The sequence below is a fragment of the Bradyrhizobium sp. SK17 genome, assembly GCF_002831585.1.
Classification (GTDB): domain Bacteria; phylum Pseudomonadota; class Alphaproteobacteria; order Rhizobiales; family Xanthobacteraceae; genus Bradyrhizobium.
The window spans coordinates 992,449-1,016,301 of record NZ_CP025113.1; the positions used below are offsets into that span (position 1 = coordinate 992,449).

Below are 23,853 nucleotides of genomic sequence, written 5' to 3' on the forward strand. Positions count from 1 at the left end.
CGGCTCATGCGGTCGAGCCGAGCATAGCTACCTTCTGAGACACAAATCAAACGTCGAAGAACACCGTTTCGTTGTCGCCCTGGAGATGGACGTCGAACCTGTAGACGTTGCCGGCAGCGGCCTTCTTCGCGATCAAGGTGGCCCGGCGATCGGCCGGCACCAGCGCCAGCACGGAATCGCCGGCGTTGGCCGCCTCGTCGTCGAAATAGATCCGCGTGTAGAGATGCAGCAGCATGCCGCGCGCGAACACCGCCAGCACGATGTGCGGCGCCTGCGGCTTGCCGTCGGCATCCGGCACCACGCCCGGCTTGATGGTGTCGAAGGCATAGCCTCCGCTCTTGTCGGTGCCGACGCGGCCGAATCCCTTGAAGCTCGAATTGGGCAGCGCGCGCTTGTCCTGCGGATCGCAGAAGCGGCCCTGGCTGTCGGCCTGCCAGATCTCCAGCATGCAGTCGGGGATCACGGCGCCGTCGCCGTCATAGACCTTGCCCTCGACGCGGATGCGCTCGCCGGATGTATCAGGCGTCAGCAGATTGTTGGTGAAGGCGTCGTTCCATTCGTATTCGCCGTTCGGCGTCAGGCCGTATTTGAAATAGGGGCCGACGGTCTGCGAGGGCGTGATTCCATCAGGACGCTGGTTCGACACTTACTTGGTCTCCATCGGCGTGGCGTTGCGCCCGCGCAGCACGATATCGAAACGGTAGCACAGCGCCCATTCCGGCTTGGTGTTGTCGAGATCGAACGACGAGATCATCCGCGCCCGCGCTTTCTCGTCGGTCACCGAATTGAAGATCGGGTCGAACGGAAACAGGGGATCGCCGGGGAAATACATCTGCGTCACCAGACGCGAGACGAAGGAGTGTCCGAACACCGAGAAGTGGATGTGCGCGGGTCGCCACGCATTGTGGTGATTGCCCCACGGATAGGCGCCGGGCTTGATGGTGATGAACTTGTAATAGCCCTTGTCGTCGCTCTGCGTCCGTCCGGCACCGGTGAAGTTTGGATCGAGCGGCGCCGGATGTTGATCGACGACATGGACGTAGCGGCCGCAGGCATTGGCCTGCCACAGCTCGACCAGCGTGTTCGGCACGCCGCGGCCATCCTCGTCGAGTACATGGCCGTGCACGATGATGCGCTCGCCGAGCGGCTCGCCCTTGGCCTGGATGGTGAGGTCGTTGTCGTGCTCGCGCACCGTCTCATGACCATAGACCGGTCCGGTCAGTTCCGAGAGCGTGTGCCGCATCGGGATCAACGGCTTCGAGGGCGCGCGCTTCACGGTGGAGCGATAGTCCGGCGACAGCCGCGCCGGATGAGCCGCAAGCGATTGCAGCGGATACAACAGGGTCATGGCGAAGTCCTCCGCGGCCCACGCGCCCGGTGAGCTCACTTCAGATCATTATAGTGCATAACCAAATTGGGGAAGGGCTGTTTTCAGCCCTTCCAAGCCATTGGATCAATTCAGCTTTTCGATCGCGACCGCGACGCCCTGGCCAACGCCGACGCACATAGTTGCCAAGGCAAGCTTCCCGCCCCGCTTCTCCATGCCGTGCACGGCGGTCAGGACCAGCCGCGCGCCGCTCATGCCGAGCGGATGGCCGAGCGCGATCGCGCCGCCATGCGGATTGACGAAATCGGCGTCTTCCTTGACCCCGAGCTGACGCAGGCAGGCGATGCCCTGCGAAGCGAAGGCCTCGTTGAGCTCGATCAGGTCGAAGTCCGACACCTTGATACCGAGCCGCTCGACCAGCTTCTTGGTCGCCGGCACCGGGCCGATGCCCATGATGCGCGGCGGCACCGCGGCCGATGCGAGGCCGAGGATCTTTGCACGCGGGGTCAGGCCGTGCCGCTTCACCGCCGCTTCCGAAGCCAGCATCATCGCAGCCGCGCCATCATTGACGCCGGACGCATTGCCCGCAGTCACCGTGCCCGGATTGCGCACGATCGGCTTCAGTTTTGCCAGTCCTTCGAGCGTGGTCTCGGGACGCGGATGCTCGTCCTTGTCGACGGTGATCGGGCCGGCCTTGCCGCCGGGCACCTGGACCGGGACGATCTCCTCGGCGAAATAGCCCGACGCGATCGCCGCGCCGGCGCGCTGCTGCGAGCGGATCGCCATCGCGTCCTGATCGGCGCGCGACACCTGGAATTCCTCGGCGACGTTCTCGCCGGTCTCCGGCATCGCATCGACGCCGTACTGCGCCTTCATCAGCGGATTGATGAAGCGCCAGCCGATCGTGGTGTCATAGATATCGGACGAGCGCGAGAAGGCTTCCGCGGCCTTGCCCATCACGAACGGTGCGCGCGTCATCGATTCGACGCCGCCCGCGATCGCGAAATCGATCTCGCCGGCGCGGATGGCGCGGCCAGCGGCGCCGACCGCATCGAGGCCCGAGGCGCAGAGCCGGTTCAGGGTCTGGCCGGGAACCGACTCCGGCATACCGGCGAGCAGCAGCGCCATGCGCGCGACGTTGCGGTTGTCTTCACCGGCCTGGTTGGCGCAGCCAAAATAGACCTCGTCGACCTCGTTCCAGTTGAGCGTCGGGTGCTTGGCCATCAGCGCCTTGATCGGGGCCGCCGCCAGATCGTCGGCACGCACCTTGGCGAGCGAACCGCCGAAACGGCCGATCGGGGTCCGGACGGCATCGCAAATGAACACATCACGCATTGAATCTCTCCCTGAATGCCGCGACTTAGGCGTTGGATCGGCTGGAACTTGAAGGGAGTTTTAGGAGCGTGCCCGCGGCAGGTCAATTGACCCGGCCGCGCGGCCCGCACGCATTACCGTGAGGACTGTCATAAAGGCACCGTGGACAGGGTGGAAAACCTCGCCTCCTCGGATATGACCGCGCGGCTAAATTCTGTAGTTTCCGCCTCCTCATGACGATCCAACAGCCCATCCCCGCTCCGCCCGAATCCGCTCCTGCCGCCGAGGCGCCGTCGCGCGTCACGCCGATGATGGAACAGTATCTGGAGATCAAGGCCGCACATCCCGGCCTGCTGCTGTTCTACCGGATGGGCGATTTCTACGAGCTGTTCTTCGAGGACGCCGAGATTGCCTCCAAGACGCTCGGCATCGTGCTGACCAAGCGGGGCAAGCATCAGGGCATGGACATCCCGATGTGCGGCGTGCCGGTCGAGCGCTCGGAAGACTATCTGCATCGCTTGATCGGCGCCGGACATCGTGTCGCGGTGTGCGAGCAGACCGAAAATCCTGCCGAGGCCAAGGCCCGCGGCAACAAGAGCGTGGTCCGCCGCGGCGTGGTGCGGCTGGTGACGCCGGGCACGCTGACCGAAGACACGCTGCTCGACGCCCGCACGAACAACTATTTGATCGCGATCACGCGCGCCCGCGGCTCGGCCGGTGCCGACCGGCTCGGGCTCGCCTGGATCGACATCTCGACCTCCGAATTCATGGTGACGGAATGCGCGACCGCGGAGCTTGCCGCGACCTTGGCGCGCATCAATCCGAACGAGGCGATCGTCACCGACGCGCTTTACAGCGACAACGAGCTGGCGCCGACCCTGCGCGAGCTGCCATCGGTGACGCCGCTGACCCGCGACGTGTTCGACAGCGCCACCGCCGAGCGGCGACTGTGCGACTATTTCGCGGTCGCGACGATGGATGGCCTGTCGGCGATGTCGCGGCTGGAGGCCACGGCTGCGGCGGCGGCCGTCACCTATATCGATCGAACCCAGGTCGGGAAGCGCCCGCCGCTGTCGCCGCCGGCGCGCGAGGCCGCCGGCACCACGATGGCGATCGATCCGGCGACCCGCGCCAACCTGGAACTGACGCGCACGCTCGCCGGCGAGCGCCGCGGCTCGCTGCTCGATGCGATCGACTGCACCGTGACCGCGGCCGGCTCGCGTTTGTTGGCGCAGCGGCTTGCCGCGCCGCTCACCGATGTTGCCGTGATCACGCGCCGGCTCGACGCGGTCTCGGCCTTCGTGGCGGATTCGGCGGCGCGCGAGGACGTCAGGACCGTGCTGCGCGCGGCGCCGGACATGTCGCGCGCGCTGGCGCGGCTCTCGGTCGGCCGCGGCGGCCCGCGCGATCTCGCGAGCCTGCGCGACGGCATCCTTGCCGCCGACCAGGCGCTGGAGCTGCTGGCGCAGCTTGCCGATCCGCCAGCCGAGGTTTCGACCGTGATGGCGGCGTTGCGGCGCCCTTCGCGCGACCTGGCGCAGGAATTCTCCCGCGCGCTGTCCGAGCAATTGCCGCTGATCAAGCGCGACGGCGGCTTCGTCCGCGAGGGCTATGAGGCCGCGCTCGACGAGAGCCGCAATCTGCGCGATGCCTCGCGCCTCGTCGTCGCCGCGATGCAGGCGCGCTATGCCGAGGACACCGGCATCAAGACGCTGAAGATCCGGCACAACAATGTGCTGGGCTATTTCGTCGAGGTCACCGCGCAACACGGCGACAAGCTGTTTGCGCCGCCGCTGAACGCGACCTTCATCCACCGCCAGACGCTGGCGGGACAGGTGCGTTTCACCACCGCCGAGCTCGGCGAGACCGAAGCCAAGATCGCCAATGCCGGCGAGCGTGCGCTCAATCTCGAGCTCGAGATCTTCGAGCGGCTGAGCGCGATGGCGCTCGCCGCCAGCGACGATCTGCGCAACGCCGCGCATGCCTTCGCAATGCTCGACGTCGCGACCTCGCTGGCGAAGCTCGCGATCGACGACAATTACGTGCGGCCGGACGTCGACGGCTCGCTCGGCTTTGCGATCGAAGGCGGACGGCATCCGGTGGTCGAGCAGGCGTTGAAGCGCGACGGCCAGCCGTTCATCGCCAATGCCTGCGATCTCTCCCCGGCACCGGCACAAAAATCCGGCCAGCTCTGGCTAATCACCGGTCCGAACATGGCCGGTAAGTCGACCTTCCTGCGCCAGAACGCGCTGATCGCACTGCTTGCTCAGATCGGCAGCTATGTGCCGGCGTCGCGGGCGCGGCTCGGCATCGTCGACCGGCTGTTCTCGCGCGTCGGCGCCGCGGACGATCTGGCGCGCGGCCGCTCGACCTTCATGGTCGAGATGGTCGAGACCGCCGTGATCCTCAACCAGGCCAGCGAGCGCTCGCTCGTCATCCTCGACGAGATCGGCCGCGGCACCGCAACCTTCGACGGCCTCTCGATCGCCTGGGCCGCGATCGAGCATCTCCACGAGAGCAACCGCTGCCGCACGCTGTTTGCCACCCACTATCATGAGCTGACCGCGCTCTCGGCCAGGCTGCCGCGGATGTTCAACGCCACGGTGCGGGTCAAGGAATGGCAGGGCGACGTCGTGTTCCTGCACGAGGTGCTGCCCGGCTCCGCCGACCGCTCCTACGGCATCCAGGTCGCGAAGCTCGCCGGCCTGCCGCCCGCGGTGATCACCCGCGCCAAATCGGTGCTGGCAAAACTCGAAGCCCAGGACCGCGGCCAGACCGCGCGCGCACTCGCCGACGATTTGCCGCTGTTCGCCGTCCCCTCCCGCGCCGCCGCCGAAGACAAGCCGCCGAGCGAGGCCGAGTTGCTGGTGGAAGCCGTGAAGGCGCTGCACCCCGACGAGATGTCGCCGCGCGAGGCGCTGGATGCGCTGTATGCGCTGAGGGCGAAGCTGCCGAAACAATAACGGTGCCGTAGGGTGGGTTAGCGAAGCGTAACCCACCGCTTCTTGCGCGAGACGTGGTGGGTTACGCCTTCGGCTAACCCACCCTACGATTCTACGCCTTCGCCTTCCTCCGGCCGAGCTGCCACAGCGCCAGATTCCACGCGATGCAGGTAGCGAGCGCGCAGCAGAGACCGATCGCTGAGCCGAATTGCAGCACCGCAACATGCAGCACGGCGATGCCGAGGCCGAAACCGAGCAGGCCCCAGGCGCTGTTGGCGAGCACGGCGGCGGTGGCGGGGCCGCCGATGCGCGGATGCAGGATCAGCATCATCGAGGAGAACACGATCGGAAACAGCGCGATCACACCGGTGACCCGCGGGCCGACCCAGGTGGACGCGGTGACCACGGTGCCGACCAGGCTCGCGACCAGCGCGGCGCGCAGCGGAATGTCGTACCAGCGCCGCGCGATCAGCGGCATCTTGGCGACGTGGCGGTAGGGCTTGAGCAAGGGAATGCAGATTGCGAACGCAATGGCATTGAGGATCAGCCCGCCGGCCAGCGTCCACGCGAACTGGCGGATGATGGTGCCGAGTACGAGCCACAACGCGATCGCGCTTCCCGCGCTGATCCACATGCTGCGGCGCTGCGCCAGCACGGCGTAGGCGAGCCCCATGAAGATCGTCGCCGCATTGACCGGCAGGCTCGACAGCGCGCCCTCGGCGATGAAGGCGGCGTCATGGTCGAGCGCGAGGAAGGTGTAGGACGGCCCCGCCGAGATCGGCAACGTCGCGATCAGCGCGCCGATCACCGGTCCCGAACGTTCCGTGATGATGGAGGCACTGACCACGAACGCGGCCGCAACCGCCATGCGCAGCACGAGGAGCAGGATGAAGTGGAGGTCGGGGGACATTGGATTCGTCGTCCCGGGCAAGCGAAGCGCGACCCGGGACCCATAACCACGACTGTTCGTTGAGAGCGAAAGCCGTTGAACAGCGGAGCTTGAAACGATGGGATACGGCGTATGGGCCCCGGCCTTCGCCGGGGCGACACGCTACACCCGCTGCATCGTGACCGAAACCTTCGGGCCGTTCTTGATGGTCTGATAGACCACGCAATAGCGCTCGGTGAGCTTCAGCAAGAGATCGAGCTTGTCCTGCGGCGCGTCGGTGCCGACGTCGAAGCGCAGGCGGATCTCGCGGAAGCCGACCGGCGCCTCCTTGTCGACTCCCAGCGTGCCGCGGAAATCGAGATCGCCCTCGGCGAACACGTTGCCGACCTTCAGTGGCACCTCGACCGCGGTCGCGACCGATTTCAGCGTGACGCCGGCGCAGGCGACCAACGCCTCCAGCAGCATGTCGCCGGAGCAGAGTTCGAGCCCGGAGCCGCCGGTGGCGGGATGCAGGCCGGCGACCGCGAGCGCGCGGCCGGTCTCGACCTTGCAGGACAGGCTTTCATTGTCGATCGTGCCCTTGGCCTTCAACGTGATCACGGCGGCCTGGGGGTCGGTCTTGTAGCGCTCCTTGATCGGAGCCTGCATTGCGCGGAGTTCGGCGGAGTCCATGGTCTTGTCTCCCGGCTGTTTTTCTTTATGCCGGTGTAAGGCCTTGGCGCGCCGATGTCACCACCACATCGCCTCGCCGGCGCTGGATTTGTCCGTGACGTCACGCACCGAACGGTCCAGCGAGCGGTCGAGCGCGGTCAGCACGCGGCGCTTGAAGCTGTCGAACAGTTCCGATTTGCGGTCGCGCGGCCGCGCCAGGTTGATGGTGATCTCTTCGAACAGCCGGCCCGGCCGCGGCCGCATCACCAGCACGCGGTCGGCCAGCACCACGGCCTCGTCGACGTCATGGGTGACCAGGATCAAGGTGGGACGGGTGTCGGCCCAGAGATCGAGCAGGTGATCCTGCAAATCGCGCCGCGTGAAGGCATCGAGCGCCGAGAACGGCTCGTCGAGCAGCAGCACTTCGGGCTGCGGCACCAGCGCGCGGGCGATCGCGACCCGCTGCGCCTGTCCGCCGGAGAGTTCGCGCGGCCAGGCTGTGGCCTTGTCGGAAAGACCGACGCGGGCCAGCGCCGCGGCAATCCGTTGGCGCCTGATGTCGGCCGGCAGATCGGCAAGGCCGAAGCCGATATTATCGGCGACGCTGAGCCAGGGCAGCAGCCGCGGCTCCTGGAAGATGATGCCAATCTTGGCGTGCGGCGAGGTGATGACCGCATTGTCGAGCGAGACCGAGCCCGTGGTCGCGCGATCGAGGCCGGCGATGGCGCGCAGCAAGGTCGACTTGCCGCAACCGGAACCGCCGATGATGGCGATGATCTCGCCGGGCGCAATCTCGGCCGAGAAGCGTTCGAGCGCGTGGACACCGTTCGGATAGGTCTTGCCGACTTCTCTCAACGCCAGCATCAGGCCCCTCCCCGCGCGCCGAACGCATCCTGCCAGCGCAGCAGCGGCGCGGCGGCGACCTCGATCAGCCAGTCGGTGAGCTTGCCGAGGATCGCGAAGATTACGATCGCGGCGAGGATCTGCGCCGGCTTGCCGAGCTGCTGGCCATCGAGCAGCAGATAGCCGAGGCCTTCGGAGGCGCCGATCAGTTCGGCCGCGACCACGAACATCCAGCCCAGGCCGAGCCCGACCCGCAGCGCCACCGCATAGGCCGGCAGCACGGCCGGCAACAGGATGCGGCGGATCATGGCAGGCCCGGACAGCCGGAACACGCGGCCGACCTCGACGATCTTGCGATCGACCGAGAGGATCGCGCCCATCACGCCGAGATAGATCGGAAAGAACACCCCGACCGCGATCAGCGCGACCTTCGAGGTCTCGAAGATGCCGAGCCAGAGCACGAACAACGGCACCCAGGCGAGCGACGGGATCGCGCGCAGCGCCTGCACGGTCGGGTCAAGCAGCCGCTTGGCGAAATCCCAATAGCCGGAGACCGCCCCCATGATGGTGCCGGCGACCACGCCGAGCGCAAAGCCCGCGCCGACCCGCCACAAGGTCGCGAGGATATGGCGCGACAGTTCGCCGCTCCTGGCGAGATCGACGATGGTCTGGAACACCTTCGACGGCGGCGGCACCAGCCGGCCGTTGGAATAGCCGAGATCGACGATCAATTCCCAGCCGAGCGCGAGCACGACCGGCACCAAAAGACCGAGCACCGGGCGCGCAAGACGCGTCCATCTGGCCGACGCCGGACGCGGCGCGGCCGTCTGTTCCAGCGCGGGCAGGTCAACGGTCATGGCCATAGCAAGAACTATTCTTCCGGCGGGATTGCAAGGTGGCGACGCCCGGCTCTATCCCCCGTCGTCCTGGCGAAGGCCGGGACCCATAACCACAGGACGTGGGGACGGAGCGAGCTCGGGCCACAGCCTTGTTCAACAGAGCCTTGTGGTTATGGGTCCCGGATCGCGCTTCGCTTGTCCGGGACGACAGCGGTCAGTTGGTCGGCAGCGGGACCTGATCGTCGATCAACGAATCGACCGCTGCCTTCACGTCGGTCTTGGCGTCGATCACGCCCGCCTGCTGCAAGGCGAGGCCGGCGGCCAAAATCGACTCGCGTTGGGCGCTACCGATGCGGCTGTGGGTCAGCTCGGTGCGTTCCTTGAGCTGCTTGTCGACCACGGCGTCCGGCAGCTTGGTCACCGCGATGAAGGTCTTCTTCAGCTCGTCATAGTTTGCCAGCGAGTATTTCCGCGCCTCCTCATAGGTGGCGAGCACCCGGCGGACGATGTCCGGGTGGTCCTTCAGGAACTGCTCGCGGACATTGAGGATGCCCCAGGTGTTGGCGTCGGGGTTGCGATAGAACAGCTTGGCGCCCTCCTCGACCTCGGCTTGCGCCATCATCGGATCGAGGCCGGCCCAGGCGTCGACATCGCCGCGGATCAGCGCGGTCTTGCCGTCGGCATGCTGCAACAGCACCGGCGTGATGTCCTTTTCGCTCAGACCGGCACCGAGCAGCGCGCGGACCAGGAAGATGTGCGGGTCGGTGCCGCGGGTCACCGCGACGCGCTTGCCCTTGAGGTCGGCGACGGACGCGATCCTGGAGTCCTTGGTGGTGACCAGCGCGGTCCATTCGGGACGCGAATAGACATAGATCGATTTGATCGGGTTACCGTTGATCCTGGCGACCAAAGCGGCCGAGCCCGCGGTCGAGCCGAGATCGATCGAACCGGCGTTGAGGAATTCGAGCGCCTTGTTGGAGCCGGCCGACTGCACCCAGACGATGCTGATGCCGTCCTTGGCGAACTCCTTCTCCAGGAGGCCCTTCTGCTTCAGCACCATCGACACCGGATTGTAGGTTGCCCAGTCGATCCGGATCTCCTTCAGCGCATCGGCGGCGAACGCCGCGCCGGGCAACAATGTCGAGACCGCGAGCAGCGCAGCGAAGGCGCGCCGGGAAAATTTGTGCATTCGTCGATCTCCTCGATCAGATTAAGAAACAGTCTTTTCATTCAATGAGTTAGACTTGCGGTCAACGAGAAAATCTCTACCTTTTGTCGAGCGGTGCGAGAACCATCTTGCTCGAAGCGCAGGCGAAACAGCATGGAGCTGCTGTCGTTATACTTTGGTCAGTGACAGCAACAGCTCCGTCCGATATCGGATGAACGTATGGACAGCGTCGTAGCCGAGACCCGCCCTGAAGCGGACGATCGTTTCGAGACCGCGCGGATCACCGCGGCGGTCAATGCACTCGCCGAGCAACATGCCGGCCGCGAGGACCAGTTCCGCGCCGCGATGGCGCAGCTGCTCAAGGCCGAACTGATCGCGGCGCGCGCCAAGGCGCAGGCACTGCTGCTGAAGGACCGTCACGGCCGCCGCTGCGCCGAACGGCTGTGCTTCGTGCAGGATGAGATCATCCGCATCCTGTATGCGGCAGCGACGCGGCATCTCTACCACTCGCCGATCCCCTCGGGCGCCGAGCGCATGGCCGTGGTCGCGACCGGCGGCTATGGCCGCGGACTGATGGCGCCGGAGTCCGACATCGATCTGTTGTTCATCCTGCCCTACAAGCAGACCGCCTGGGGCGAGCAGGTCGCCGAAGCCATTCTCTATTGCCTCTGGGACATGGGGCTGAAGGTCGGCCACGCCACCCGCTCGGTCGATGAGTCGATCCGCCAGGCGCGCGGCGACATGACGATCCGCACCGCGATCCTAGAGACCCGGTTCCTGACCGGCGACCAGCCGCTGTATGACGAGCTGGTCGAGCGTTTCGACAAGGAGGTGGTGCAGGGCACCGCGGCAGAATTCGTCACCGCCAAGCTCGCCGAGCGCGAGGAGCGGCATCGCCGCGCCGGCCAGTCGCGCTATCTGGTCGAGCCCAACGTCAAGGACGGCAAAGGCGGGCTGCGCGACCTGCACACGCTGTTCTGGATCGCCAAATACGTCTACCGCGTGCGCGAGACCGACGAGCTGTTGGAACGCGGCGTGTTCGACGCGCAGGAGTACCGCACCTTCCGCCGCTGCGCCGACTTCCTGTGGTCGGTGCGCTGCAACCTGCACTTCTTCGCCGGCCGCGCCGAGGAGCGGCTGTCGTTCGACATGCAGCGCGAGATCGCGGTCCGGCTCGGCTACACTTCGCATCCCGGCATGCAGGACGTCGAGCGCTTCATGAAGCACTACTTCCTGATCGCAAAGGACGTCGGCGACCTTACCGCGATCCTGTGCGCCAAGCTCGAGGAAGAGCACAACAAGCCGGCGCCGGTGCTGAGTCGGATGGTGGCGCGGCTGCGGCCCGGCACCAAGCGGCGGCGGGTTAACGGTAGCGACGACTTCATCGTCGACAACAACCGCATCAACCTCGCCGCGCCCGACGTGTTCAAGCACGATCCGGTCAATCTGATCCGGATCTTCCGCCTCGCGCAGCAGAACAACCTCGCCTTCCATCCCGACGCGATGCGCACGGTGACGCGCTCGCTCAAGCTGATCAACACCCAGCTCCGCGAGAACGACGAAGCCAACCGCCTGTTCATGGAGATCCTGACCTCCGACAATGCGGAGACCGTGCTGCGGCGGATGAACGAGACCGGTGTGCTCGGCCACTTCATCCGCGCCTTCGGCAAGATCGTGTCGATGATGCAGTTCAACATGTACCACCACTACACGGTGGACGAGCATCTGATCCGCTGCATCGGCTTCCTCCAGGATATCGAGCGCGGCGGCAACGAGGAGTTCGTGGTCGCCAGCGACCTGTTCCGCAAGATCCGTCCCGAGCATCGCCCGGTGATCTACATTGCGACGCTGTTGCACGACATCGCCAAGGGCCGCCCCGAGGACCATTCGATCGCCGGCGCCAAGGTGGCGCGGCGGCTGTGCCCGCGGCTCGGCTTCTCCGCCGCCGACACCGAACTGGTGGCGTGGCTGATCGAGGAGCATCTGACGATGTCGACGGTAGCGCAATCGCGCGATCTGTCGGATCGCAAGACCATCGAGAATTTCGCCGCCGTGGTGCAATCGGTCGAGCAGATGAAGCTGCTGACGATCCTGACCACCGCCGATATCCGCGGCGTCGGCCCCGGCGTCTGGAACGGCTGGAAGGCGCAGCTGTTGCGCACGCTGTATTACGAGACCGAGCCGGTGCTGACCGGCGGCTTCTCGGAAGTCAACCGGGCCCAGCGCATCGCGGTGGCACAGGCCGAGTTTCGCCGCGCCTTCACCGAATGGCCCGAGGTCGAGCTCAACGCCTATATCGGCCGGCACTACCCGGCCTACTGGCTCAAGGTCGAACTGCCGCGCAAGATCCGCCAGGCGCGCTTCATCCGCGCCAGCGAGCAGGCCGGGCACAAGCTTGCGATCAATGTCGGCTTCGACGAGATCCGCGCGGTCACCGAGCTGACGATCCTGGCGACCGACCATCCCTGGCTGCTGTCGATCATCGCGGGCGCCTGTGCCTCGGCCGGAGCCAACATCGTCGACGCCCAGATCTACACCACGACCGACGGCCGCGCGCTCGACACCATCTCGATCTCGCGCGAATACGACCGCGACGATGACGAGGGCCGCCGCGCCACCCGGATCGGCGAGATGATCGAGCAGGTGCTGGAAGGCAAGCTCAGGCTGCCCGAGGCGGTGGCGAAGCGCGCGGTGCGCAGCAAGGCGCGGCCCTTCATCGTCGAGCCCGAGGTGACCATCAACAACCAGTGGTCCGACCGCTACACCGTGATCGAGGTCTCCGGCCTCGACCGGCCCGGCCTGCTGTACCAGCTCACGACCGCGATCTCGAAGCTCAACCTCAACATCGCCTCCGCCCATGTCGCGACCTTCGGCGAACGCGCCCGCGACGTGTTCTATGTCACCGATTTGCTCGGCGCCCAGATCACCGCGCCGACCCGGCAGTCGGCGATCAAGAGCTCGCTGCTGCATTTGCTGGCGAGCGAGGACCAGGCCGCGAAGCCGGCGGCGTGAGAGCCAAACTCTCTCCACGCGTCATTCCGGGGCGCGCGTAGCGCGAGCCCGGAATCCATCGGGCCGCGCGATTTGTGGTGTAATGGATTCCGGGCTCTCGCTTCGCGAGCCCCGGAATGACGAGTGGATAGATCGCGCGGCTAGACCTCCACCCCTCGTGCCTTAGCAGCCAGCGCTTCCTCTCCAGCCCGCCGCCATACTTGACCAGCGAGCCATTGGCGCCGATCAGGCGGTGACACGGCACGACGACGCTGATCGGGTTCGAGCCGTTGGCATGGCCGACCGCGCGCATCGCGTTCGGCACTTTCAGCCTCACAGCCAGTGCGCCGTAGCTCATGGTGGTACCGGGAACAATCTTCGGCAACGCGTGCCAGACCTTCTGCTGGAATGCGGTGCCGGCGACGCGCCACTCGACATCCGTGAGCCGATCGAGGTCGCCCTTGAAGTAATCGCCAAGCGCCTTGCGCATCGCGGCCGGCGCGCGGCCGTCCCGCAAGGTCACCACGCCATAATGCAGCCGCAGCAGATCGAGCATCCGCCCCTCATAATCGTCCCAGTCGAGCGCGCGCAGCACGCCGTCATCATCGGTCACCAGCAGTGCGGTGCCGATCGGGGTCTTGAGCCGATCGAGGTTGAAGGTCTGTGCGGTCTTGCGGTCGGCCATGGTCGTCGCTCTGGAAGTGGATCGCCCGGCATACAATTGACCGTCCGCATGCTAGCGTCCACCCGAATTCCGGTGAGCGTGTATGCGAGCGAAATGGACACCGGTTCATGTGACGACAACACGTCAAGACAACAATCTTGAGCTGGGGGCCGAACGATGCTTTTGCTTGCGAATATCCTGGTCGCGGTGGTCGCCGCGCTGCACATTTATTTCCTGGTGCTCGAGATGTTTCTGTGGACCAGGCCGCTCGGACTGAAGACCTTTCGCAACTCGCTCGAGAAGGCAACCGACTCGGCGGTGCTGGCCGCCAATCAGGGGCTCTATAACGGCTTCCTCGCCGCCGGGCTGATCTGGGGCCTGGTGCACGGCAATCCCGGCTTCGCATTCCAGATCAAGACATTCTTCCTGTTCTGCGTGATCGTCGCCGGTGCCTATGGCGCCGCCACCGTGAGCCGGCGCATCCTCTATGTGCAGGCCGCACCCGCGGCGTTGGCGCTGATGCTGCTGTGGCTGGTGTGACGCGACATCGCGCGCAGGGTGCATCGCCTTGCAATGCAAGCGCCCTTCCTCCATCATCCCTGGCAACGGTGACATCCGCTGGCCCACCGCTTGCGGACAAGATCATCGGCAACATGGGAGGTCACGGACATGAGGAGCGTGCAATTGCTCGCTGCGACAGCGCTTGCCATCGCGTTGTCGGTTACATCGGCCGCCGCACAGAAGAAATACGACATCGGCGCAACCGACACCGAGATCAAGATCGGCCAGACCGTGCCGTTCTCGGGCCCCGCCTCCGCCTATGCCGGCATCGGCAAGACCCAGGCGGCCTATATGAAGATGATCAACGATCAGGGCGGCATCAACGGCCGCAAGCTGAACCTGATCCAGTATGACGACGCCTATTCGCCGCCAAAGGCGGTCGAGCAGGTGCGCAAGCTGGTCGAGGGCGACGAGGTACTGTTCACCTTCCAGATCATCGGCACGCCGTCGAATGCCGCCGTGCAAAAGTATCTGAATGCCAAGAAGGTGCCGCAGCTGCTCGCCTCGACCGGCGCGTCCCGCTTCTCCGATCCACAGAACGCGCCGTGGACGATTGCGTTCAACCCGAACTACCAGTCCGAAGGGCGTATCTACGCCAAATACATCCTCGCCAATCACCCCAACGCCAAGATCGGCATCTTCTACCAGAACGACGATCTCGGCCGCGACTACATCACCGGCCTGAAGAGCGGGCTCGGCGACAAGGCCGCCAGCATGATCGTCGCCGAGGTCTCCTATGAGCTGACCGACCCGACCGTCGATTCCCAGATCGTCAAGCTGAAGGCCGCGGGCGTCGACCTGCTCTACGACGCGTCGACGCCGAAATTCGCGGCGCAGGCGATCCGCAAGGTCGCTGACCTCGACTGGCACCCGGTGCACATCCTCGACATCAATGCGAGCCCGGTGTCGGCGACGCTGAAGCCGGCCGGCCTCGACATCTCCAAGGGCATCATCTCGACCAATTACGGCAAGGATCCCGCCGACCCGCAATGGAAGGACGATCCCGGCGTGAAGGCCTATTTCGCCTTCATGGACAAATATTACCCGGAGGGCGACAAGCTCAACACCGTCAACACCTATGGCTACTCGACGGCCGAGCTGTTGATCCAGGTGCTCAAGCAGTGCGGCGACAACCTCACCCGCGAGAACCTGATGAAGCAGGTGACCAGCCTGAACAAGTTCGTCCCGAGCCTGGCGCTGCCCGGCATGTCGATCACGACGGGTCCGAACGACTATCGCATCAACAAGCAGATGCAGATGATGAAGTTCAACGGCGAGCGCTGGGAGCTGTTCGGCCCGATCATCGAGGACACCGGGCCGGCGGGCTAGGTCGGGCCGCCGCGCAGACGGCCTTCCGGTTCAACCCGTCGAACACCTTGTCCGCTGTCATCACCCGCGCACTGTCGTCCCGGCGAAAGCCGGGAGGTGGATTCACACTCGAAGTGCAACACTTGAGCAGCAAAGACCTCTGTCGGGGTCTTGAAGTCAAGGCATTTGCGCGGGGTGTTGTTGTAGGCGGCGATGGACTTGCGAAGGCGGCGGGTCGGCAGCTTCTCAAGGTCGGTGTTGCGTGGGATGAAGCGGCGCATGCGGCCGATGGCGTTCTCGATGCCACCTTTCTGCCAGGGGGCGTGGGGATCGCAGAAGAACGTCTTGATCAAGAGGCTTTGCAAGGAAAGGTGAGCTGCGAACTCGGTGCCGTTGTCGAAGGTGACGGTCCGGCGGATCGGTTGTGGCAGGACCTCGAACAGGCGCACGAGATGGTGGGCGACGCCGGAGGCGAGCTTGCTTGCGAGGGGGACGCCGAGCAACAGGCGGGAGGTGCGCTCATGCACGGCCAAGATCTGCTGACCGTATTTGGAGAACATCATGAGGTCGGCCTCCCAATGGCCCGGGGTCTTGCGATCGGCGACCTCGATGGGACGCTGATCCAGCGAAACACGGCCTTCGATGAAGCTTGCGGGACTGCCGCCCCGCTTGCCGCGACGACCGCGCTTGCTCTTGCCGCGCGGCAAATAGCGTCGCCAGCTGAAGTCCGAGGTGCGGGTGAGCTGGGCATAGATGAAGCGGTAGATGCTCTCATAGGAGATCACCCTGCGGCCGTGCTCACGCGCCAGCCGGCCGGCGACCTGCTCGGGCGACCAGCCCCGACCAAGACGTTCCAACACCGCGCGGCGCAGGCCGGGCTCTCGTTCGAGGCGAGAGCCCGTCCAGCGCCGCGCTCGCATCTGTTGCTGGGCATAGCTGGGCTTGTAACCGACCTGAACGCCAGAATTGCGGTTCAGCTCCCGAGAGATCGTTGATGGCGGGCGATCCAAAGCTGCCGCGATTTGCCGGATCGAGCTACCACCGGCCGAAAGCCTGGCAATCTCGCATCGCTCCTCCAGGCAGAGCTGCTTGTAAGTCCGCCCCATGGCAACACCTCCAGATGGAAGTGTTGCACTTCGTTTGTGAACTCAGGGGACCCATACTCCGCGGCGGGTGTTGCGAACGGGACGTGTCGTTTCAGCATCCCTCAACAATGACCATTCGTGGTTATGGGTCCCGGCCTCCGCCGGGACGACAGTGAAGTGCTGGTCCAGCTACGACCTTCCTTTTTTGCGTCGCCCCCTACTTTCGTTGACTGAAAACGCTCACCTTTTCGGCATTGCTCGCCTTGCGTCGCAGCAAGCGTTCCGCCAGTATCCCGGCCCAGCGATGGCGACCGCGGGACCTTGAACCCGCGGGAAAGATCATCGGCCAAACCATCAGTCACGTGAGGAAAGCAGCATTATGAGGAATGGGATTTTCCACCTGGTCACGGGAACGGCGCTCGCGATTGCGCTGTCTGCAACGTCGGCCTTCGCGCAGAAGAAATACGATCCCGGCGCGAGCGATACTGAAATCAAGATCGGCCAGACCGTCCCCTTCTCCGGACCGGCCTCCGCCTACGCCACCATCGGCAAGAGCCAGGCCGCCTATTTCAAGATGATCAACGATCAGGGCGGCGTGAACGGCCGCAAGATCAATCTGATCCAGTATGACGACGCCTATTCGCCGCCCAAGGCCGTCGAGCAGGTGCGCAAGCTGGTCGAGAGCGACGAGGTGCTGCTGACCTTCCAGATCGTCGGAACGCCCTCGAACGCCGCCGTGCAGAAGTATCTCAACGCCAAGAAGGTGCCGCAGCTGTTCGCCGCCACCGGCGCCTCGAAGTTCACCGACCCGAAGGACTTCCCCTGGACGATGGGCTTCAACCCGAACTACTTCGTCGAAGGGCGAATCTACGGCCAGTACATCCTCAAGGAATATCCGAACGCCAAGGTCGGCGTGCTCTATCAGAATGACGACCTCGGCAAGGACTATCTGAACGGCCTCAAGGCCGGCCTCGGCGCCAAGGCGGCCTCGATGATCGTGTCGGAGGCGTCCTACGAAGTGTCCGATCCGACCATCGATTCGCAGGTCATCAAGATCAAGGATGCCGGCGCGGACCTGTTCTTCTCGGCCACGACACCGAAGCAGGCGGCCCAGGCGATCAAGAAAATCTACGAGATGGGCTGGAAGCCGGTACAGATCGTCGACATCAACGCCACCTCGGTCGGCGCAGTCATGAAGCCCGCCGGGCTCGAAGCGGCCAAGGGCGTGATCAGCGTCAACTACGGCAAGGACCCGCTCGATCCAACCTGGAAGGACGATGCCGGCCTGAAGCGCTATTTCGACTTCATGGCGAAGTACTATCCGGACGGCGACAAGGATTCGAACTTCAACACCTATGGCTACGCGACCGCGCAGATGCTGGTCACCGTGCTCAAGGCATGCGGCGACAATCTGACCCGCGAGAACGTCATGAAGCAGGCCGCATCGATGAAGGACGTGACGACCGACATCGCGCTGCCGGGCATCAAGGCCAACACCTCGGCGACCGACTATCGCGTCAACAAGCAGTTGCAGATGATGAAGTTCAACGGCGAACGCTGGGAGCTGTTCGGCCCGATCCTCGAGGACACCGGCGCGGCGGGCTAGCGTTCGCGCAGATTTGAGATGCAATCGGCGGCCTCCGGGCCGCCGATTTGTTTTTGGAGTTCGTGCACTCCCTCACCGTCCCCTGAGGAGCGCGCCCTTGCGCGTCTCGAAGGGTCGACGGCCACCAGCAGGGCCGTGCATCCTTCGAGACGCCGCTTCGCGGCTCCTCAGGATGACGGGACCAGTATCTCGCGTCGCGCCTACTTCGGTATCTCGCCGAAATTCTTGCCGACCGGCAGCACGGCATGGCGGATCAGCCGCGAGTCCTCCACGCCGGCCTGGCGGTGCTTCACCGCCTCGCGATAGACGGGATCGCGGATCATCTCGACGAAGGCGCCAACGCTTGGATACTCCGCGATGAAGCAGTGATCCCAGCGCTCCTCCTGCGGGCCGATCAGCATCAGCTCGAAGCGGCCCTGCCAGACGATGCGGCCGCCGAGGCGCTCGAACACCGGCCCGCTCTCGCGGCCATAGGCCGCATAGGCCTCGGCGCCGGTCGCCTTGCGGCCATCGGGATAGGCGGCCCATTCGCGCAAGCGCACCAGGTTGAGCATGTGGATCGGGCCCGGCCGGTTGTTGTCCCGGAACTGCGCGAAGACGTCCTTGGTCGGATCGATATGGCTCATGTTGAGCTCCTTTTCATTGGTTCCGCTCATATCTAGCACGCACCGCCCCACCTCCTAATCCCCCGTTAAGCTTTGCGTAACCGCCCCTTAAACCGGGAACGCTAGCGTCCGCGCGTGAAGGGTGTGAGCGTTGCGGATGGCGTGGGGACGTAAAAAAGGCGGTGGGCGCAAGGAGCCGCTGTTCGGGCTTCCGGCCGCGCTTGCCGACCTCAGACTGTCGCCCTCCGATCGCATTCCCGGCGGCGGCGACGACAAGCCCGCCAAATCGAAAAACAAGAGCGCCGACAAGAGCAGCGATTCCGGCAGCGAGCGGCCACGCCCGTCGCGCAGCGGCAGCAAGCGGCGCAGCAAGTCGCGCGGCTTTGGCATCGGCCGGCTGTTCTATTGGACCGCGGTGCTCGGCCTGTGGGCCGGCATCGCGGTGATCGGTGTCGTGGTGTGGGTCGGCGCGCATCTGCCGCCGATCCAGTCGCTGGAAATCCCGAAGCGTCCGCCGACCATCCAGATCGTCGGCATGGATGGCTCAGTGCTGGCGCAGCGCGGCGAAATGGCCGGCGCCAACATCGCCTTGAAGGACCTGCCGCCCTATCTGCCGAAGGCGTTCATCGCGATCGAAGACCGCCGCTTCTATTCGCATTTCGGCGTCGACCCGGTCGGCATTTTACGCGCAGCCATCACCAACCTCCTGCATCGCGGCGTCTCGCAGGGCGGCTCGACCTTGACCCAGCAGCTCGCCAAGAACCTGTTCCTGACCCAGGAGCGCACCATGCAGCGCAAGCTGCAAGAGGCCGAGCTCGCGCTGTGGCTGGAACGCAAGCACACCAAGGACGAGATCCTCGAGCTCTATCTCAACCGGGTCTATTTCGGTTCCGGCGCCTATGGCGTCGAGGCCGCGGCGCAGCGCTATTTCGGCAAGTCGGCGAAGAACGTCACGCTGCCGGAAGCCGCGATGCTCGCCGGCCTCGTCAAGTCGCCGTCGCGGCTGGCGCCAAACCGCAACCCCGAGGGCGCCGAGCAGCGCGCGCAAATCGTGCTCGCGGCAATGGCCGACGCCAAGTTCATCACCGACGCGCAGGCAAAGGCCTCGATCGGCCAGCCGTCGATCGCGGTGAAGCCGGCCGGCGCCGGCACCGTCAACTATGTCGCCGACTGGATCGGCGAAGTGCTCGACGATCTGGTCGGCCAGATCGACCAGGACATCGTGGTGCAGACCACGATCGATCCGAAGCTGCAAAGCGTCGCCGAAGCCGCCGTGATCGACGAGCTGGCCGCCAAGAGCGTGAAGTTCGATGTCAGCCAGGGTGCGCTGGTGGCGATGACGCCGGACGGCGCGGTGCGCGCCATGGTCGGCGGCCGGAACTACTCCGAGAGCCAATACAACCGGGCGGTGACCGCGAAGCGGCAGCCGGGCTCGGCGTTCAAGCCATTCGTCTATCTCACCGCGGTCGAGTCCGGGCTGACGCCGGACACCATCCGCACCGACGCGCCGCTCGACATCAAGGGCTGGAAGCCGGAGAACTACACCCACGAATATTTCGGCTCGGTGACGTTGACCCAGGCGCTGGCGATGTCGCTCAACACCGTGGCGGTGCGGCTCGGCGTCGAGGTCGGCGCCAAGAACGTGGTGCGCACCGCGCACCGGCTCGGCATCTCCTCCAAGCTAGAGCCCAACGTCTCGATCGCGCTCGGCACCTCGGAAGTGTCCGTGCTCGAACTGGTCGGCGCCTATGCGCCGTTCGCCAATGGCGGCTACGCCGCGTCGCCGCATGTGGTGACCAGGATCAAGACCAGTTCCGGCAAGCTGCTCTACGACCGTCCGGCCGATCCGCCGAACCAGGTGATCGAGCCGCGCTATGACGCGATGATGAACAGCATGATGCGCGAAACGCTGATCTCGGGCACCGCGCGCAAGGCGGAGATCCCCGGCTGGACCGCGGCCGGCAAGACCGGCACCAGCCAGGATTATCGCGACGCCTGGTTCATCGGTTACACCGCCAAGCTCGTCACCGGCGTCTGGCTTGGCAATGACGACAATTCGCCGACCAAGAAGGCAACCGGCGGCGGCCTTCCCGTGGAAGTGTGGAGCCGCTTCATGAAGGCAGCGCATCAGGGTGTGCCGGTCGCAGCGATCCCCAACTCGCAGGGCAATTGGGGAGCGGCGAACCTGATGCAGATCACTTCGCAGATCACCGCGCCATCGGTACCGTCCGCACCGATGCAGATCCAACCGCAGATGCAGGCGCCACAGCCGGTGCCGGTCCCCTCCGGCGGCTACTACCGGCAGCCACCACCGACGCCGACGCGCGCATCACCGCCACCCAACCCGAACGCGCGGCCGGAGGCGGCAGCCGGGCTCGATGGCTGGTTGGCCGATCGGTTGTTCCGGTAAGCGTGAGACGGCAAGTCGCGCCGCAACGTCAACTGTCATCCCCCGCGAAAGCGGGGGATCCAGTACGCCGCGGCCTCTCGATTGAAAACAGGCGCCTCTGGAATACTGGATCGCCCGCTTTCGCGGGCGATGACAGCGGAGGTCGGATTGGAGAGGTTGCCTACTCCTGAATCCCATAGCGATGCAGGTCGTTGCCGTGGGTATCGAGCCAGGTCTTGGCACGCGTGACCGACGCGCAGACCTTGTCGACCACCCGCCAGAACCGCGCCGAATGGTTCATCTCGACGAGATGCGCGACCTCATGCGCGGCGAGGTAGTCGAGCACGAAGGGCGGCGCCAGGATCAACCGCCACGAGAATGACAGCGAACCCGCCGAAGTGCACGAACCCCAACGGCTGGACTGATCGCGGATCGAGATCCGCCGCACCCGCACGCCGAGTTCCGCGGCATGCAACTGCGCCGCCTTCTGCAAATCCTTGCGCGCCTCACGCTTGAGGAAGTCGTGCACCCGGCGGTCCATGTGCTCGACGCCGCCGGCGACGCAAAGAATCTTCTCGCCGCTGTCGCGCGTCTCGGTCCAAACCGTGCCGCGCTCACCCGAGCGGTGCACCAGCCGATGCGGCACGCCGCGCAACGGCACCACCGTTCCGGGCTGGAACGGTGCGGCCTTCGGCAAACGGCCGAGACGAGCGGCGATCCAGCCGCCATGGAGATTGGCGAACTCCTTGGCCTCGGCGATCGTGCCGCGCGGCGGCATCGTCAGGATCGCTTCTCGATCGGTTGGATGAATTCTGAGCGTGTAGCGGCGCGCGCGTCGGTGCCGGCGCAACCTGACGGTGAAGAATTGGGAGCCGTGTCTGACCAGAATAGTCGACGGTTCGGCAGGCCGCCGATAGAGGAGCGCGCGAGTAGCCATTTCTGAGAGTCCGGGGAGCAGGAGTTCGCCCGAAGTCTGCCATATCCGCCGCCAGGGAAAGCGCTCGGCGCAAAAACAAATCATTTGCCCAATATACAGGGGTCCGCCGCTAAATGACCTCTACCGGCTGGGGTCGGAACCGGTATTTTTCTGATGAATCAAGGTTACGAAAAAGGCCCAAGAGATGAAATTAAATTCATCACTTGGGCCTTGCCCGATTTGAGATTTATTTAGTTAAATCAATGGCTTGCGGGGCCGCGATAATCGCGGCCGGGGTGATACCTATTCGGCCGCGGCGACCAGGGAAAGCCGCGTATTGGCCGCCGAAACCATGAAATCAGAGATCCGCGGCACGATTTCGGAGCGGAACCGGGAGCCGTTGAACACGCCGTAGTGCCCGACGCCCTTCTGCACATAGTGCACGCGGCGATGGTTCGGAATCGCGGTACAGAGCGCATGCGTCGCCTCGGTCTGACCGAGACCCGAGATGTCGTCCTTCTCTCCTTCCACCGTCATCAGCGCGACACGGCGGATTTTCGACGGATCGACCGGCTTGCCGCGATGGGTCATCTCGCCCTTCGGCAGTGCGTGTTTGACGAACACGAGATCGACGGTCTGCAAGTAATACTCGGCGGTGAGGTCCATCACCGCGAGATATTCGTCATAGAACTCACGGTGCTTGTCGACGAGATCGCCGTCACCCTTCACCAGATTGGCGAACAGCGCCTTGTGTGCGTCCATGTGCCGATCGAGGTTCATGCTGATGAAGCCGTTGAGCTGCAGGAACCCGGGATAGACGTCGCGCATCACGCCCGGATGCGGGAACGGCACCTTGGTGATGACATTGTTACGGAACCAGTCGATGCCGCGCTCTTCCGCGAGGTTGTTGACCGCGGTCGGATTGCGCCTGGTGTCGATCGGGCCGCCCATCAACGTCATCGACAACGGCACGAACGGGTCGTTGTTGGCTTCCATCACCGAAACGGCCGCAACGACCGGCACCGACGGCTGGCACACCGCCACGATGTGGATGTTGCCGCCGAGCGCGTGCAGCATCTCGATCAGGTAATCGACGTAATCCTCGAGATCGAACCGGCCGGCCGCGAGCGGCACCATGCGCGCATCGGCCCAGTCGGTGATGTAGACCTCATGCGTCGGCAGGAAGGCCTCGACCGTGCCGCGCAGCAGCGTCGCATAGTGGCCCGACATCGGTGCCACGATCAGCACGCGCGGCTGCGGCGAGCGCAACGGCCGCGTCAGCTTGCGATCGAAATGCAGCAGGCGACAGAACGGCTTCTCCCAGACAGAGCGGACCTCGACCGCCGTGCGGACGCCGTTGACCTCGGTCGTCGGCAGGTTCCAGTCCGGCTTGCCGTAGCGGCGCGTGGTGCGCTCGAACAGCTCGCAGGCAGCGGCGACCGACTTGCCGAATTCGGTATGCGTCCACGGATTGAGCGGATTCTGAAACAGGATCTTGGTGGCGTCGGTCACCGCGCGTACCGGGTTGAGCGACGCATGCGCCATCTCATACATCCAGTACAACGGCGTCGTGAGTGCCGGACTGCCTTCCGCCGCCAGTGGCGGGGCACCGCCAAATTCACCGATGGGCATAGTATTTTCAGACCCCTGTTTGCGCCGCAGCATACTGACCAATGCGTAACAATGCGTCAATGCGCCGCGAGCCGAATATGGAGCCGATATCGGGCTAAAACCCCGAAAATCCACGTGAAAGTG

At 64.9% G+C, this 23,853-nt stretch carries 18 protein-coding genes and 1 pseudogene; 6 read left to right on the forward strand and 13 right to left on the reverse strand.

The features are described 5' to 3' along the window. Positions 1-46: 46 nt before the first annotated feature. The 3 genes from pcaG to pcaF all read right to left on the reverse strand — a co-directional run bounded on the left by pcaG (position 47) and on the right by pcaF (position 2,662). The gene (gene pcaG / locus CWS35_RS04595) at positions 47-646 is read right to left on the reverse strand and encodes a protocatechuate 3,4-dioxygenase subunit alpha (protein WP_100951011.1); all 600 of its coding nucleotides are present in this window, start codon (positions 644-646) and stop codon (positions 47-49) included. Then, the gene (gene pcaH, locus CWS35_RS04600) at positions 647-1,348 is read right to left on the reverse strand and encodes a protocatechuate 3,4-dioxygenase subunit beta (RefSeq protein ID WP_100956025.1); all 702 of its coding nucleotides are present in this window, start codon (positions 1,346-1,348) and stop codon (positions 647-649) included. A gap of 105 nt (positions 1,349-1,453) precedes the next feature. Next, on the reverse strand, positions 1,454-2,662 hold the full coding sequence (gene pcaF / locus CWS35_RS04605) for a 3-oxoadipyl-CoA thiolase (protein WP_100951013.1): 1,209 nt from the start codon (positions 2,660-2,662) through the stop codon (positions 1,454-1,456). A gap of 212 nt (positions 2,663-2,874) precedes the next feature. Between pcaF and mutS the strand changes: the two genes are divergently transcribed. Further along, positions 2,875-5,604, forward strand: a complete 2,730-nt coding sequence (gene mutS, locus CWS35_RS04610; protein WP_100951015.1) for a DNA mismatch repair protein MutS — start codon at positions 2,875-2,877, stop codon at positions 5,602-5,604. 91 nt (positions 5,605-5,695) lie between these two features. Here the strand turns inward: mutS and CWS35_RS04615 are convergent, their stop codons facing one another. The 5 genes from CWS35_RS04615 to CWS35_RS04635 form a co-directional block, all read right to left on the reverse strand. Beyond that, positions 5,696-6,493: a hypothetical protein gene (locus CWS35_RS04615; protein ID WP_100951018.1), complete on the reverse strand. Its 798-nt coding sequence runs from the start codon at positions 6,491-6,493 to the stop codon at positions 5,696-5,698. Between the two features lie 141 nt (positions 6,494-6,634). Then, entirely contained in the window at positions 6,635-7,144 is a 510-nt protein-coding gene (locus CWS35_RS04620; protein ID WP_100951020.1) for an OsmC family protein, read from the reverse strand. 57 nt (positions 7,145-7,201) lie between these two features. Beyond that, complete coding sequence (locus tag CWS35_RS04625; RefSeq protein ID WP_100951022.1) at positions 7,202-7,987, reverse strand: ABC transporter ATP-binding protein; 786 nt, start codon at positions 7,985-7,987, stop codon at positions 7,202-7,204. Then, complete coding sequence (locus CWS35_RS04630) at positions 7,987-8,823, reverse strand: ABC transporter permease (RefSeq protein WP_100956027.1); 837 nt, start codon at positions 8,821-8,823, stop codon at positions 7,987-7,989. Before CWS35_RS04630 ends, CWS35_RS04625 begins: the two co-directional genes overlap by 1 nt. 196 nt (positions 8,824-9,019) lie before the next feature. Beyond that, positions 9,020-9,994 carry an aliphatic sulfonate ABC transporter substrate-binding protein gene (locus CWS35_RS04635; protein WP_100951024.1) on the reverse strand — a complete coding sequence of 325 codons (975 nt, stop codon included), beginning with the start codon at positions 9,992-9,994 and terminating at the stop codon, positions 9,020-9,022. A gap of 198 nt (positions 9,995-10,192) precedes the next feature. Here CWS35_RS04635 and CWS35_RS04640 point away from each other — a divergent pair, with 198 nt between their 5' ends. Further along, a complete protein-coding gene (locus tag CWS35_RS04640; RefSeq protein WP_024584669.1) occupies positions 10,193-12,985 on the forward strand; it encodes a [protein-PII] uridylyltransferase in 2,793 nt (930 codons plus the stop codon). Positions 12,986-13,136: 151 nt separating this feature from the next. Here the strand turns inward: CWS35_RS04640 and CWS35_RS04650 are convergent. Continuing rightward, positions 13,137-13,649, reverse strand: a pseudogene (locus CWS35_RS04650) (methylated-DNA--[protein]-cysteine S-methyltransferase); the annotation flags it as partial. Positions 13,650-13,805: 156 nt separating this feature from the next. Here CWS35_RS04650 and CWS35_RS04655 point away from each other — a divergent pair. Then, entirely contained in the window at positions 13,806-14,168 is a 363-nt protein-coding gene (locus CWS35_RS04655; protein WP_100951025.1) for a DUF1304 domain-containing protein, read from the forward strand. Between the two features lie 129 nt (positions 14,169-14,297). Continuing rightward, on the forward strand, positions 14,298-15,518 hold the full coding sequence (locus CWS35_RS04660; protein ID WP_043855229.1) for an ABC transporter substrate-binding protein: 1,221 nt from the start codon (positions 14,298-14,300) through the stop codon (positions 15,516-15,518). Here the strand turns inward: CWS35_RS04660 and CWS35_RS04665 are convergent. Continuing rightward, positions 15,515-16,603, reverse strand: a complete 1,089-nt coding sequence (locus CWS35_RS04665; protein WP_245438871.1) for an IS30 family transposase — start codon at positions 16,601-16,603, stop codon at positions 15,515-15,517. The two genes, CWS35_RS04660 and CWS35_RS04665, sit on opposite strands and share 4 nt — an antisense overlap. A 358-nt stretch (positions 16,604-16,961) precedes the next feature. Between CWS35_RS04665 and CWS35_RS04670 the strand changes: the two genes are divergently transcribed. Further along, a complete protein-coding gene (locus CWS35_RS04670; protein ID WP_100951027.1) occupies positions 16,962-18,188 on the forward strand; it encodes an ABC transporter substrate-binding protein in 1,227 nt (408 codons plus the stop codon). Between the two features lie 200 nt (positions 18,189-18,388). On the opposite strand, the gene CWS35_RS04675 is transcribed toward CWS35_RS04670, so the two are convergent. After that, positions 18,389-18,814 (reverse strand): DUF1330 domain-containing protein, encoded by a 426-nt coding sequence (locus CWS35_RS04675; RefSeq protein ID WP_024584664.1) that lies wholly within the window; start codon positions 18,812-18,814, stop codon positions 18,389-18,391. 136 nt (positions 18,815-18,950) lie between these two features. On the opposite strand from CWS35_RS04675, the gene CWS35_RS04680 reads away from it, so the two are divergent. Next, on the forward strand, positions 18,951-21,203 hold the full coding sequence (locus tag CWS35_RS04680) for a PBP1A family penicillin-binding protein (protein ID WP_100951029.1): 2,253 nt from the start codon (positions 18,951-18,953) through the stop codon (positions 21,201-21,203). 160 nt (positions 21,204-21,363) lie between these two features. Here CWS35_RS04680 and CWS35_RS04685 read toward each other — a convergent pair whose 3' ends face one another. Together CWS35_RS04685 and CWS35_RS39945 are read right to left on the reverse strand one after the other, a co-directional pair. After that, positions 21,364-22,203 carry a M48 family metallopeptidase gene (locus CWS35_RS04685; RefSeq protein ID WP_080890911.1) on the reverse strand — a complete coding sequence of 280 codons (840 nt, stop codon included), beginning with the start codon at positions 22,201-22,203 and terminating at the stop codon, positions 21,364-21,366. Positions 22,204-22,401: 198 nt separating this feature from the next. Next, positions 22,402-23,730: a polyhydroxyalkanoate depolymerase gene (locus CWS35_RS39945; protein ID WP_168226438.1), complete on the reverse strand. Its 1,329-nt coding sequence runs from the start codon at positions 23,728-23,730 to the stop codon at positions 22,402-22,404. Positions 23,731-23,853: the final 123 nt, after the last annotated feature.